At 72.4% G+C, this 12,977-nt stretch carries 12 protein-coding genes; 2 read left to right on the top strand and 10 right to left on the bottom strand.

The genetic code is table 11. The annotated features are described in order from the left end of the window. Positions 1-518, top strand: a 518-nt coding sequence (locus OFY01_RS23500; RefSeq protein WP_266603063.1) for an aldo/keto reductase, incomplete at its 5' end; no start/stop codon positions are given. A 40-nt stretch (positions 519-558) separates the two neighbouring features. Continuing rightward, on the top strand, positions 559-1,731 hold the full coding sequence (locus tag OFY01_RS23505; RefSeq protein ID WP_266603107.1) for a PQQ-dependent sugar dehydrogenase: 1,173 nt from the start codon (positions 559-561) through the stop codon (positions 1,729-1,731). Here the strand turns inward: OFY01_RS23505 and OFY01_RS23510 are convergent. The 10 genes from OFY01_RS23510 to gatC form a co-directional block, all read right to left on the bottom strand. Continuing rightward, complete coding sequence (locus tag OFY01_RS23510; RefSeq protein ID WP_266603065.1) at positions 1,718-1,948, bottom strand: DUF6191 domain-containing protein; 231 nt, start codon at positions 1,946-1,948, stop codon at positions 1,718-1,720. The two genes, OFY01_RS23505 and OFY01_RS23510, sit on opposite strands and share 14 nt — an antisense overlap. A 32-nt stretch (positions 1,949-1,980) precedes the next feature. After that, positions 1,981-5,061: a helix-turn-helix transcriptional regulator gene (locus OFY01_RS23515; RefSeq protein WP_266603108.1), complete on the bottom strand. Its 3,081-nt coding sequence runs from the start codon at positions 5,059-5,061 to the stop codon at positions 1,981-1,983. Between the two features lie 79 nt (positions 5,062-5,140). Next, complete coding sequence (locus OFY01_RS23520; protein WP_266603067.1) at positions 5,141-5,335, bottom strand: hypothetical protein; 195 nt, start codon at positions 5,333-5,335, stop codon at positions 5,141-5,143. A gap of 196 nt (positions 5,336-5,531) precedes the next feature. Beyond that, positions 5,532-6,125, bottom strand: coding sequence for a hypothetical protein (locus OFY01_RS23525; protein ID WP_266603069.1), 594 nt, complete (start codon positions 6,123-6,125; stop codon positions 5,532-5,534). 35 nt (positions 6,126-6,160) lie between these two features. Beyond that, the gene (locus OFY01_RS23530; protein WP_266603071.1) at positions 6,161-6,730 is read right to left on the bottom strand and encodes a GNAT family N-acetyltransferase; all 570 of its coding nucleotides are present in this window, start codon (positions 6,728-6,730) and stop codon (positions 6,161-6,163) included. Then, the gene (locus tag OFY01_RS23535; protein WP_266603072.1) at positions 6,708-8,966 is read right to left on the bottom strand and encodes an MMPL family transporter; all 2,259 of its coding nucleotides are present in this window, start codon (positions 8,964-8,966) and stop codon (positions 6,708-6,710) included. The genes OFY01_RS23530 and OFY01_RS23535 overlap by 23 nt, the downstream gene beginning before the upstream one ends. A gap of 202 nt (positions 8,967-9,168) precedes the next feature. After that, positions 9,169-10,689: an Asp-tRNA(Asn)/Glu-tRNA(Gln) amidotransferase subunit GatB gene (gene gatB / locus OFY01_RS23540; protein ID WP_266603073.1), complete on the bottom strand. Its 1,521-nt coding sequence runs from the start codon at positions 10,687-10,689 to the stop codon at positions 9,169-9,171. 19 nt (positions 10,690-10,708) lie between these two features. Further along, complete coding sequence (locus tag OFY01_RS23545; protein ID WP_266603074.1) at positions 10,709-10,948, bottom strand: hypothetical protein; 240 nt, start codon at positions 10,946-10,948, stop codon at positions 10,709-10,711. After that, the gene (gatA, locus tag OFY01_RS23550) at positions 10,945-12,471 is read right to left on the bottom strand and encodes an Asp-tRNA(Asn)/Glu-tRNA(Gln) amidotransferase subunit GatA (protein ID WP_266603075.1); all 1,527 of its coding nucleotides are present in this window, start codon (positions 12,469-12,471) and stop codon (positions 10,945-10,947) included. The genes OFY01_RS23545 and gatA overlap by 4 nt, the downstream gene beginning before the upstream one ends. A gap of 6 nt (positions 12,472-12,477) precedes the next feature. Next, positions 12,478-12,774, bottom strand: a complete 297-nt coding sequence (gatC, locus tag OFY01_RS23555) for an Asp-tRNA(Asn)/Glu-tRNA(Gln) amidotransferase subunit GatC (protein ID WP_006130840.1) — start codon at positions 12,772-12,774, stop codon at positions 12,478-12,480. Between the last annotated feature and the right edge of the window lie 203 nt (positions 12,775-12,977).

Here is a 12,977-nt window from a genome sequence, read left to right on the forward strand (position 1 = left end):
GCCGCGGCGGCCGCGACGCCCCGTACGGCGGAACGATCCGGCAGCTGGAACGGGTGCAGCAGGTGTTCCCGGTGAGCGCGGTGACGGCGGAGCTGTCGGTGTGGTCGCCGCGGGCCCTGTCGGCGCTGCTGCCCTGGTGCGCGGCGCGCGGCGTCGGCTTCCTGGCGGCGATGCCGCTCGGCAGCGGCTTCCTGACCGGCACGCTCACCCCGGGCCAGGGCTTCGAGCCGGACGACGTACGGGCCCGCCACCCCCGGTTCACCGCGGAGATGATGGCGGCGAACCAGCCGATCGTGGCGGGCCTGCGCCGGGTCGCCGAACGCCACGGCCCGGACGTCACCCCGGCGCAGGTGGCCCTTGCCTGGGCCCTGGCGCAGGGCCCGAACGTGATACCGGTCCCCGGGGCCAAGCACGCCCGCTGGGCGGCGCAGAACGCCGCCGCGACGGCACTGCGGCTGACCGGGGCGGACCTGGCGGAGATCGCGGGGCTGCCTGCGGCACGGGGGTCGTGGGACTAGCGTTTGGGTTCCACCGACAACGGGGGCGCTCGGAAGGAACCTGATCGTGCGACGTCCTGCTGTACGGGCCGCCTCGGCCCTGGCCGCCTGTGTGACGGTGCTGCTCGCGGCCGGGTGCTCGTCCGGGGGCGGCGGGGCCCCCGCGACGGGTGCGAGCACGTCCGTGAGCCCTTCCCCGGGGCGGTCGGCGGACCGGTCCGACGTTCCGCCCGCAAAGGGTTCGGTGACCGTCGTGCGCACGGTTACCGAGGGCCTCAAGTCCCCTTGGGGGCTCGCCCCGTTGCCGGACGGGAGCGGACTCCTGGTCTCCTCGCGCGACGAGGGGACGATCACCCGGGTCGACACCAGGACCGGAAAGAAGACCGAGGTCGGCGCGGTGCCCGGGGTCGCCGCGGCGGGCGAGGGCGGGCTGCTCGGCCTCGCGCTCTCCCCCTCGTACGCCTCCGACCACATGGTCTACGCGTACTTCACCACGGCGTCGGACAACCGTGTCGCGCGCATGCTGTACGACCCGAGGAAGCCGGCCGGGGAGCAACTGGGCGCCCCCGACACGGTGTTCAAGGGCATTCCGAAGGGCGTGATCCACAACGGCGGGCGGATCGCGTTCGGCCCGGACGGGCTGCTGTACGTGGGGACCGGCGAGACCCACCGCGGCCGGTTCGCCCAGGACAAGAAGTCGACCGGGGGCAAGATCCTGCGGCTGACCCCGGACGGGCAGCCGGCGCCGGGCAACCCGTTCGGCGACTCCTCGCCCGTCTACTCGTACGGGCACCGCAACGTGGAGGGCCTCGCCTGGGACAAGGACAAGCGGCTGTGGGCCTCGGAGTTCGGGCAGGACACCTGGGACGAGCTGAACCTGATCGTGCCCGGCGGCGACTACGGCTGGCCGGTCGTCGAGGGCAAGGCGGGCAAGGCCGGCTACCGCGACCCGGTCGCCCAGTGGCGCCCCGCGGACGCGTCGCCCAGCGGCATCGCGTACGCGAAGGGTTCTGTCTGGATGGCGGCGCTGCGCGGTCGGCGGCTGTGGCGGGTCCCGCTGGACGGCCGGAAAGTGGCCCACGCGCCGCAGGCGTTTCTGACCGGCCGGTACGGGCGACTGCGCACGGTGGTCGCCGCGGGCGGCGACAGGCTGTGGCTGACGACCAGCGAGACGGACACACGGGGCACGCCCCGGAAGGGCGACGACCGCCTGCTTGAGCTCAGGGTGAGCTGAGCTCGGGGTCGTCGTCGGGGCCGCCCTCGTCGTCGGTGTTCCGTCCGGGCTCGTCCTGGTCCGGCGGGCGTATGACGACCTTGCCGGAGGTGAGGTCTATGGGCCCGCGGCCCGGGTCCCCGTCGTTGAGGTCGACGCGGGTGAGCTCCAGGCGTTTGCGCTCGTCGTTCGTGTGCTTGCGACCGGGTGCGAACAGCTCCTCGAACATGTTGAACACAGCGCCTCCAGGTGGCCGGGCGGAGCCCTTCCCTACAGCGTACGGGAGGCCGCGGGCGACACCTCGGGGAAGAGGTGGAGGCGGTGGGCCAGGGCCGCCGCCTCGCCGCGGCCCGCCACGCCCAGCTTGGCGAGGATGTTGGAGACGTGGACGCTGGCGGTCTTCGGCGATATGAACAGCTCCTCGGCGATCTGCCGGTTGCTGCGCCCCGCCTTGACCAGGCGCAGCACGTCCCGCTCGCGGCTGGTCAGGCCCAGCTCCTCGGCGGGGTCGGCCGGGGCGGCGCTCGGCCGGGCGTCGGGCGCCAGGGCGATGCGGGCGCGCTGCGCGAGCAGGGCGACGGACTGTGCGAGGGGCCGGGCACCGAGGTGCTCGGCGACGGCAGCCGCGAGCCGCAGCAGCTCGGTGGCCCGCTCTCGGCCCCCCTCGCCATCGGCCCCGCCGATGAGCGACTCCGCGAGCCGTACGCGCGCGCGGGCGAGGTCGTAGGGCCGCTCCAGCGGTTCGAGGGCGGCGACGGCCGCGTTCCAGTCGTCCGGGGTGTCACGGCCCTCGGCGCGCAGCAGCTCGGAGCGGAGCCACTGCTCGTGGGCGTGCCAGACGGGGACCACCGTGGCCTGCCGCTTGGCGGCGTCGCGGATCAGGGCCACGGCGGCGGCCCGCCCGGCCTCGGCCGCGGGCAGTCCGCGCGCGTCGGCCTCGGCGGCGGCCGCGGTGCGCAGCAGGGGCCACAGGTAGCGGTGCGAGGAGGTGGGCAGGCCGGCGCTGACGAGCCGGTCGAGCTCGGCGCGGACGTCGAGGACGCGGCCCTCGGCGGCGGCGAGCGCGAGGGTGAGGTGGGCGAGCGGCAGTTCGTGCTGCGGCTCGGGGTCGTGCGTGCCGAAGAACTCGCGGGCCGCGGCGGTGTGTTCGGCCGCTTCCCGCAGCTCGCCGCGGCCGATGGCGACGGCGGCGAGGTGGGCGGCGGCGGTGCCGCGGGGACGACTGCTCGTCGCGGAACGGCGGGTGCGGTCGGCGGCCTTGACGGCCTCGTCCCAGCGGCCGAGCGAGATGAGCGACTCGGCCTTGTTGGAGCGGATCCACCCCTTGGCGTCGGTGAGGCCGTAGCGGCGGCACACGGCGATGCCCTCGTCGCTGATGCGCACGGCTTCCAGGGAGCGGCCGACGCCTTCGAGCACGGACGGCAGGTTGATGTTGACGTTGTTGATGCGGGAGATCAGGCCGAGCTCGGTGGAGCGCTCGCGCACCTCGTACATCTCGGCGATGCCGCGCTCGATGTCACCGGCGTCGACGAGCAGGCCGCCGCGGACGAGCCGCGCGCGCAGCTCGATCTCGGCGGTGCCGACCATGCGCGCGTACTCGAAGGCGCGCTCGGCGGCGGCGAGGGCGTCGGCGCCCGGGTTGTGCAGCATGCCCCAGGAGGCGACATGGGTGAGGACCTCGGCGTGCACCTCGGACGGCGGCAGGCCGCGCACCAGCTCCTGGGCGGTCGCGATCTCCTCCCAGCCGTCGCCGCGGCCGGTGTTCGCGGCGAGGCGGGAGCGCTGCAGCCAGAACCAGGCGGCACGCAGAGGATCGCCCTCGCCGCGCGCGGCGGCGTCCTCCAGGATGCGCAGCGCCCGCTTGCCGATCTTCAGGGCGCGCTCGCGCTCCCCGCACAGGCGGCCCGCGACGGCGGCCTCGGCCATGAGATCGAGGTACTGCAGCGGGGTCGTGGCCGGGTCACAGCCGCAGGCCGGGTAGGCGTCGGAGTAGGTGCCGAGGGTGAGGCGGGCACGGACCTCCTCAGGTGCCGCGTCCCACAGCTCCATCGCCCGCTCCAGGAGCCCCAGTTGCTCGAAGTAGGCGTGTCGGCGGCGGGCCTCCACCGAGGCGTCGAGGACGGCGGGCAGGGCCTTGGCCGGGTCGTGGGCGTGGTACCAGTAGCTGGCCAGGCGGGTGGCGCGGGTGTCGGCCGGGGTCAGCGTCGGATCGCCCTCCAGGGCCTCGGCGTAGCGGCGGTTGAGGCGGGAGCGCTCGCCGGGCAGCAGGTCGTCGCTGACGGCCTCGCGGACCAGCGAGTGGCGGAAGCGGTAGCCGTCGCCGTCCGGCGAGGCGAGCAGGATGTTGGCACCGACGGCGGCGCGCAGCGCCTCGATCAGGTCGTCCTCGCAGAGTCCGGCGACCGCGGCGAGCAGCGCGTACTCGACGGTGGAGCCGCCCTCGGCGCAGATCCGGGCGACGCGCTGGGCTGCCTCGGGCAGCGACTCGACGCGGACGAGCAGGACGTCGCGCAGCGATTCGCTCAGGCCCGTGGCGCAGCCCTCCGCCGCGGCCACGGCCAGCTCCTCGACGAAGAACGCGTTGCCGTCCGAGCGGCGGAAGATGTCGTCGACGACCGCGCGGTCGGGTTCGGCGGCCAGGATGCCGGCGATCTGGCGGGCCACCTCGTCGCGGGTGAAGCGGGCGAGGTCGAGGCGGGTGACGGTACGCAGCCGGTCGAGTTCGGCGAGGAGGGGGCGCAGGGGGTGGCGGCGGTGCACGTCGTCGGCGCGGTAGGTGGCGACGACCGCGAGGCGGCCGCTGCGCAGCGTGCGAAAGAGATAGGAGAGCAGGTGGCGGGTGGAGGCGTCCGCCCAGTGCAGGTCCTCAAGGATCACGACCACGGTGTGGTCGGCGGCGACGCGCTCCAGGAGCCGGGCGGTGAGCTCGAAGAGGCGGGCGGTGGCGCTCTCGTCGTCGCGTCCCTCCAGGCCGCGGTCGGCGGCCGCGCGCTCGCCGAGTTCCGGCAGGACGCGCGCCAGTTCGCCCTCTCGGCCCGCCGCGGCGGCGTCGACCTCACCGGGCAGGGCGCGGCGCAGCGCGCGCAGGGCGGTGGAGAACGGGGCGAACGGCAGACCGTCGGCCCCGATCTCCATGCAGCCGCCCGTGACGACGACGGCGCCGTGCCCGCAGGCGGCCGCCGCGAACTCCTCGACGAGCCGGGTCTTGCCGACCCCGGCCTCGCCACCGAGCAGCAGCGCCTGCGGTTCGCCCGCGGCGGCACGGTCAAGGGCACTGTTCAATATGCCCAGTTCGTCGGCGCGGCCGACGAAAACCGGGCTGACGGATCTGGTCTCCACGCCGCTGAGCATCGCACATGACTCGGACAACGCCACCGGAATTCCGGCGAGCGAACAACGGCGGGGCGCCGGCAGGGTGCTCACGGCACCGTCACGCGGCGCGCGTGAAGCGCAGCCGGCGGCCTCGGCCGGACGTGGCCGGGTCACTCACCCGCCGCTCGGGTTCGTGGTTCTCGAAGGTGCGCGCCGCGCGGGCCGCGCGGTAGGCGTCGGCCTCACGGATGAGCTCGGTGGCGCGGATCTGGTGGAGGTCGTAGGCGAAGGTGTGGGCCGCGTGGTCGAACATGGTGTCCCCCTGGTGACGGGTGGTGGCTTCGCGGACTGATCGCCGCGATGCCTCGACTCTCGTCTCCCAGGGGGACCTGGCACATCGGGAAAGTTCCGCAACTGTGCGGGCCGGGGTGCCTTAGCCCGGGGCCTCAGGTGCCTTACGCGGTCCGGGGCCCTGCCTAGGTACCGCGGGCGGGCTCCTGTGGTGGGCCTCAGCCGGTCTTCGGCAGGCCGAGCAGCAGGTCCGTGTACTTGGCCACGGCGAGCAGCAGTCCGAGCACGCCGATCGTGACGCCCGCCCACGCGGTCGACTTGATCCACAGGGCCTGCGGCCTGCCGGGCACGCCGAACGCGGGCCTGGCGAGGACGGCCGCGCCGATGACCAGGGCGATCAGTGAGAAGATTCCGCCGACCAGAGCGGCGGCGTGCCAGGAGTCGCCGTAGACCTCCGACACCTGCTTGGCGACGCTCGCCGACTGGGACGTGTCGAGCTGACCGATGAGCGACTCGCGGGCGGAGGCGATCGTGCCCAGCCAGCCGCCGCTGAGCGCCACGACGCCGAGCGCGACGGAGACGATGGCGCCCGCGCCCTGGCCGACGCCGGTGGGGCCGACGGGCTCGGTCTCCCGTTCCCCGTGCTCCCCGTGCTGCTCGTGCTCCCCGTGCTCCCCGTGCTGCTCCTGCGCTCCCTGCTCCTCCTGTTCGGTCCGCTCTCCCGAAGCCGCCGCTGCCTCTCCGGCGTCCTTGGACTGCTCGGCGTCCTCGGCGTTCGCGGCCTCGGGCTCCACGTCTGTCTTTGTCACCATGCTGCGCACCGTACGGACGGAGTCTGAGAGGTTCCTTAACGCCCCTTGTGTCCCTCACGTGCCGTACGCCACTCCGGAGCGAGGACCGACCACACTTCCATGTCCTGCCGCTCCCCTCGGTACAGGAAGCTCTGGCGCAGGACTCCGTCACGGGTCATGCCGAGGCGCTTGGCCACGTTGATGCTCGCCGTGTTGGCCGATCCGGCGATCCACTCGACGCGGTGGATGCCGCGCTCCAGGACCGCCCAGTCGATGATCGCGGTCGCGGCTCGGGTGACCAGGCCCCGCCCGGCGGCGGACGGCTCCAGCCAGCAGCCCGCCTCTGCCACGCCCTGCGCCGCGTCGAACGTGCGGAAGAGCACGCCGCCGACGAGACGGCCGTCGACGCGGATGCCCCACAGGCGTCCGGCGTCCCGGGCCGCCTTGTCCGCGTACGACTGGAGCCAGGCGCGGGCGGCGTCGCAGTCCTTCGCGGCGTCCGGAAGCCCGACGAAGCGGCCTATGTAGTCGCGCCCGCGCTCGATGTGGGTGAAGTACTCGTCGGCCTGCCAGGGCTCAAGGGGCCCGAGCTCCGCGCCGTCGTCACCGAGGGACATCCCGTACATGCTCCGCCTGCTCCCGTCGCTCCCGCTCGACCGGCGTCAAGATCGACACCCGTTGCGGAGGTATGGTCGCACGCCCCGCACGGCACTCGGGAGGCTCGATGCTGATGCGCGGCAGCCAGCGGTCGAGCCGGCGCGGCAGCCACCAGTTGGCGCTGCCCAGCAGGTGCATCAGGGCGGGGACCAGGAGCGTACGGAGCACGAACGCGTCGAGCGCCACGGCGGCCGCGAGTCCGATGCCGAACATGGCGGTCACCCGGTCGCCGCTGAGCACGAAGGCGAGGAAGACCGAGATCATGATCACGGCGGCCGAGTTGATCACGCGGCCGGTCTCGGCGAGCCCGACCCGTACGGCCCTGCGGTTGTCGCCGGTCTCCAGCCACTCCTCGTACATACGGCTGACGAGGAACACCTGGTAGTCCATGGAGAGCCCGAAGAGCACGGACACCATGATCACGGGCAGGAACGGTTCGATCGGTCCCGATCTGCCCAGGCCCAGCATGTCGCTGCCCCAGCCCCACTGGAAGATCGAGACGACGACGCCGAACGCGGCGGCCACGGCGGCGACGTTCATCGCGGCGGCCTTCAGCGGGATGCCGACCGAGCGGAAGGCCAGCAGCAGCAGGAGGCAGCCGAGGCCGACCACCGCACCGACGAACAGCGGCAGCTTGCCGACGACCACGTGGGCGAAGTCGTCGTAGCTCGCGGTGACGCCGCCCACCTTCACGTCCAGGGTGCTGCCCTGCTCGGCCTGGGGCACCACGTCCGTGCGCAGCCGGTCGACGAGGTCGCTGGTGCGCGAGGACTGCGGGCTGGAGTCCGGCACGACGGAGAGGTACGCGGTGGTCTCGTCACCGTTGTACGTCACCGGGGAGACCGCGGTGACGCCCTGGGTGTGCCGTACGTCGTTCGCGAGCTGGGCCAGCGCCAGCCGGTCCTTGGACCCGTCGACGTGGGTGACGAGGGTGAGCGGGCCGTTCACGCCCGGCCCGAAGCCCTCGGCGAGCATGTCGTACGCCTGCCGGGTGGTGCTCTGCTTCGGGTCGTTGCCCTGGTCGGAGCTGCCGAGGTGGAGGGAGAGCGTGGGCAGGGCGAGCAGCGTGATCACGCCGAGCGCGAGGCCGCCGAGCAGCTTGGGGCGGCGTTCGACGAACGCGGCCCAGCGGGCGGCTAGCCCGTTCGGCGGCTCGGGCTGGGGTCCGTGCTCGGCGAGGCGGCGGCGCTCGCGGCGCGACAGGGCACGCAGCCCGATGAGGGAGAGCAGTGACGGCAGCAGCGTGATCGACGCGGCGACGGTGAGCAGCACGGTCAGCGAGGCGGCGACCGCCACGCCGTTGAGGAAGCTCAGTCTGAGGATGAGCATGCCGAGCAGCGCGATACACACGGTGGCACCCGCGAACACGACGGCCCGCCCGGTGGTGGCGACCGCCCGTTCGGCGGCCTCGGCCACCGGGAGTCCTTGTTTGAGGCCCTTGCGGTGCCGGGTCACGATGAAGAGCGCGTAGTCGATGCCGACGCCGAGCCCGACGAGCATGCCGAGCATCGGGGCGAAGTCCGCCACGGTCATGGCGTGCCCGAGCAGCCCTATGCCCGCGTACGCGGTGCCGACGCCGACCAGCGCGGTGGCGATCGGCAGGGCGGCCGCCGCGAGGGAGCCGAAGGCCAGGAAGAGGACGACGGCCGCGACGACGACGCCGACGATCTCCGACACGTGCGGCGACGCGGGTTCGGTGAGGGCGACGGCGCTGCCGCCCAGCTCGACCCGGAGCCCGTCGGGGCCCTGCCGCTCGGCGGCGCGGGCGGTGTCGACGACGGCCTGCGCCTGGCTCTTCGGTATGTCGTTGGCCTGCTTGTCGAAGCTGACCGTGGCGTACGCGGTGTGGCCGTCGGCGCTGATCTGGGCCTGGCCCGCGGACCCGTACGGGGAGACGACGGAGGAGACGCCGGGCAGCTTGTCGATCCTGGCGAGCGTGTTGCTCATCGTGTCCTGTACGTCGGCGGCTCGCACCGTGGAGTTCTCGATGTGCCACACGACGGTGTCGCTGTCGCCGCCGAGGCCGTGGAAGCCTTCGTTCAGGAGCTGGGTGGCGCGGCCCGATTCGGTGCCTGGTGCCGCGTAGTCGTTGGAGTACGCGGAGCCCGCGACGGCGGCGGCCGCGCTCGTGCCCCCGAGCGCGAGCAGCCACAGCAGAACGACCACGAGCCGATGCCTGACACACCATCGTGCGAGTGCGGCCACAGGCGTGCTCCCTGGTTGTTTCGCTGGATGTTCGGCTTGAACCTCGCTTGAACAGCGCACTGCCACTGTTACAGGTACAGGTGATCCTTTGTCGCTTTCGTGTCCTTATTCACAGGCGTTTCAGGACACATGGCGTACCACGAAAGAGAGCGGCGGCACACCGGCTCTCCGGTGTGCCGCCGCTCTGCTGAAGGCAGCGTGCTCAGCCCTCGCTGACGCCCAGCTTCTCCAGGATCAGCTCCTTGACGCGCGCCGCGTCGGCCTGGCCGCGGGTCGCCTTCATGACGGCGCCGACCAGGGCGCCGGCCGCGGCGACCTTGCCGGACTGGATCTTGGCGACGATCCCGGCGTTGCCCGCGATGGCCTCGTCGACGGCGGCCGACAGCGCGCCCTCGTCCGAGACGACCTTCAGGCCGCGCTTGTCGACGACCTCGTCGGGCGTGCCCTCGCCCTTGAGGACGCCGTCGATGACCTGGCGGGCCAGCTTGTCGTTGAGGTCGCCCTTGGCGACGAGCTCGGAGACACGGGCCACCTGCACGGGCGTGATGGGCAGCGCGGCGAGGTCGACGCCCTGCTCGTTGGCGGAGCGGGCCAGCTCGCCCATCCACCACTTGCGGGCGGAGGCGGCGTCCGCCCCGGCCTCGATCGTGGCGACGATCGGGGCGATGGCCCCGGCGTTGCGGATCGACTGCATGTCGTGCGCGGAGATGCCCCATTCGGCGATCAGCCGGTTGCGCTGCGCGAGCGGCAGCTCGGGCAGGCCGGCGCGCAGCTGCTCGACCCACTCGCGCGGCGGCGCGACGGGCACGAGGTCGGGCTCCGGGAAGTACCGGTAGTCCTCGGCCTCCTCCTTCACACGGCCGGACGTGGTGGTGCCCTCGTCCTCGTGGAAGTGGCGGGTCTCCTGGACGATCGAGCCGCCGGAGGACAGCACGGCCGCGTGGCGCTGGATCTCGAAGCGGGCGGCACGCTCGACGGAGCGCAGCGAGTTGACGTTCTTCGTCTCGGAGCGCGTGCCGAACTTCTCGCTGCCCTTGGGCATGAGCGAGAGGTTCACGTCGCAGCGCATCTGGCCCTGCTCCATGCGGGCCTCGGAGACGCCGAGCGCCCTGATGACCTCGCGCAGCTCGGCGACGTACGCCTTGGCGACCTCGGGGGCGCGCTCACCGGCACCGACGATCGGCTTGGTGACGATCTCGATGAGCGGGATACCGGCGCGGTTGTAGTCGAGCAGGGAGTGCTGCGCGCCGTGGATTCGGCCGGTGGCGCCGCCGACGTGCGTCGACTTGCCGGTGTCCTCCTCCATGTGGGCGCGCTCGATCTCCACGCGGAAGACCTCGCCGTCCTCCAGCTGTACGTCGAGGTAGCCGTCGAAGGCGATCGGCTCGTCGTACTGGGAGGTCTGGAAGTTCTTCGGCATGTCCGGATAGAAGTAGTTCTTCCGGGCGAAGCGGCACCACTCGGCGATCGAGCAGTTGAGCGCCAGGCCGATCTTGACGGCCGACTCGACGCCGGTCTCGTTGACGACCGGCAGCGCACCGGGCAGGCCGAGGCAGGTCGGGCAGGTCTGGCTGTTGGCGTCCTGCTTCAGCTCGGTGGAGCAGCCGCAGAACATCTTCGTCTTCGTACCGAGCTCGACATGGACCTCAAGGCCCATGACCGGGTCGTACGTCGCGAGCGCGTCCTCGTACGAGAGGAGCTCGGGGGTGGTCGTGGCAGTCACGGTTCTGGCTACTTCCCTCTCAGCCCAGCAGGACGTCGTCGTCGCCGAGGCGCTTGAGCTCGCGCAACAGCAGGGCGATGCCGGTGACGATCGCGGCGGCGGACACGGCGGCGTCCACGAGGCGGAGCGTGTCGTGTTCGTTGCGCGCCTTCTTGGCCTGCTTGGCCACGCTGATCGCGCCGAACGCGGTCGTCCCGATCGACAGGTACGTGCCGGACTTGGACTTCTTGAAGCCCTTGGCCTTGCTGATTGCACTCACAGCGACGGAGCCTCCTCGAGCAGCGGGTGACCCCACTTTTCCACGAAGGCGGCCTCGACGGCGGCACCCACCTTGTACAGGCGGTCGTCCTTCATGGCGGGGGCGATGATCTGCAGGCCGACCGGCAGGCCGTCCTCCGGCGCGAGGCCGCAGGGCAGCGACATGGCGGCGTTTCCGGCCAGGTTGGTCGGGATGGTGCACAGGTCCGCGAGGTACATCGCCATCGGGTCGTCGGCGCGCTCGCCGATCGGGAAGGCGGTGGTCGGCGTCGTCGGCGAGACGATCACGTCGACCTTCTCGAAGGCGGCCTCGAACTCGCGGGTGATGAGCGTGCGCACCTTCTGGGCGCTGCCGTAGTACGCGTCGTAGTAGCCGGAGCTGAGCGCGTACGTGCCGAGCATGATGCGGCGCTTGACCTCGGGGCCGAAACCGGCCTCGCGGGTCAGGGCGGTGACCTCCTCGGCGGAGTGCGTGCCGTCGTCGCCGACGCGCAGGCCGTAGCGCATGGCGTCGAACCGGGCGAGGTTCGACGAGCACTCGCTCGGCGCGATCAGGTAGTACGCGGACAGGGCCAGGTCGAAGGTCGGGCAGTCCAGTTCGACGACCTCGGCGCCCAGCGACTTGAGCAGCTCGACGGACTCGTCGAACCGCTGTACGACACCGGCCTGGTAGCCCTCGCCGCGGAACTGCTTGACCACGCCGACGCGCATGCCCCGCACGCTGCCGTTGCGGGCGGCCTCGACGACCGGCGGGACCGGGGCGTCGATGGAGGTCGAGTCGAGCGGGTCGTGCCCGGCGATCGCCTCGTGGAGCAGAGCCGCGTCCAGGACGGTACGGGCGCAGGGCCCGCCCTGGTCGAGCGAGGACGAGAACGCGACCATCCCGAACCGGGACACGCCGCCGTAGGTGGGCTTCACGCCCACGGTGCCGGTGACGGCGGCGGGCTGGCGGATGGAACCGCCGGTGTCGGTGCCGATGGCGAGCGGCGCCTCGTACGCGGCGAGGGAGGCGGAGGAGCCGCCGCCGGAGCCGCCGGGGATGCGGGTGAGGTCCCACGGGTTGCCGGTGGGGCCGTACGCGCTGTTCTCGGTGGAGGACCCCATGGCGAACTCGTCCATGTTGGTCTTGCCGAGGATGACGACGTCGGCGGCCTTGAGCTTCTTGACCAGCGTGGCGTCGTAGGGCGGGATCCAGCCTTCGAGGATCTTCGAGCCGACCGTGGTCGGCACGCCCTCGGTGGTGAAGATGTCCTTGAGCGCGAGCGGCACACCGGCGAGCGGGCCGAGCTTCTCGCCGCGCTCGACCTTCTCGTCGACGGCGCGGGCCTGCGCCAGAGCGCCCTCGCGGTCGACGTGCAGGAAGGCGTGGACCTTCTCGTCGACGGCCTCGATCCGGGCGAGGTGCGCCTCGGTGACCTGCACGGCGGTGAGCTCACCGGCGGCGATCTCGGCAGCGATCTCGGCGGCGGTGAGCTTGATGATGTTGACGGTGTTCTCCGTGTTGTCCGTGGTCTCCGTCGTCATGGCTGATTACTCCTCCCCCAGGATCTGCGGCACCTTGAAACGCTGCTGCTCCTGGGCCGGGGCGCCGGAGAGCGCCTGCTCGGGGGTGAGCGACGGACGGACCTCGTCCGCGCGCATGACGTTCGTCAGCGGCAGCGGGTGGGAGGTCGGGGGGACGTCTTGGTCGGCGACCTCGCTGACGCGGGCGACCGCGCCGATGATGTCGTCGAGCTGGCCTGCGAAGTGGTCGAGCTCTTCGGGCTTCAGCTCCAGACGCGCCAGCCGGGCGAGGTGGGCGACCTCCTCGCGCGTGATGCCAGGCATGCAGCGATCCTCTGGGGTGAGAGTGTGTGTTTTGAGCCCAATCCTATGGGGCGCGGGGCCGGGCCCCTAAACGGATTCCCTCGGCCCGCCGCCATGGACAGGTCTGCCACCCTCCCCGAACCCACGCCCGCCGCGTCGGACAGGTGCGCCACCCGCCCCGAACCCACGCCGCCGCGTCGGACAGGTCTGCCGCCCGGGGCGGC

This window comes from Streptomyces beihaiensis (assembly GCF_026274175.1).
Taxonomy (GTDB): domain Bacteria; phylum Actinomycetota; class Actinomycetes; order Streptomycetales; family Streptomycetaceae; genus Streptomyces; species Streptomyces beihaiensis.

What these genes read in the sequence shown, in the direction of transcription:
- OFY01_RS23520 (WP_266603067.1), bottom strand. Translation starts at nt 5,335, where the DNA reads ATGTTCGACCACGCGGCCCACACCTTCGCCTACGACCTCCACCAGATC.
- OFY01_RS23530 (WP_266603071.1), bottom strand. Translation starts at nt 6,730, where the DNA reads ATGTACGGGATGTCCCTCGGTGACGACGGCGCGGAGCTCGGGCCCCTT.
- OFY01_RS23525 (WP_266603069.1), bottom strand. Translation starts at nt 6,125, where the DNA reads ATGGTGACAAAGACAGACGTGGAGCCCGAGGCCGCGAACGCCGAGGAC.
- OFY01_RS23515 (WP_266603108.1), bottom strand. Translation starts at nt 5,061, where the DNA reads ATGCTCAGCGGCGTGGAGACCAGATCCGTCAGCCCGGTTTTCGTCGGC.
- gatC (WP_006130840.1), bottom strand. Translation starts at nt 12,774, where the DNA reads ATGCCTGGCATCACGCGCGAGGAGGTCGCCCACCTCGCCCGGCTGGCG.
- gatA (WP_266603075.1), bottom strand. Translation starts at nt 12,471, where the DNA reads ATGACGACGGAGACCACGGACAACACGGAGAACACCGTCAACATCATC.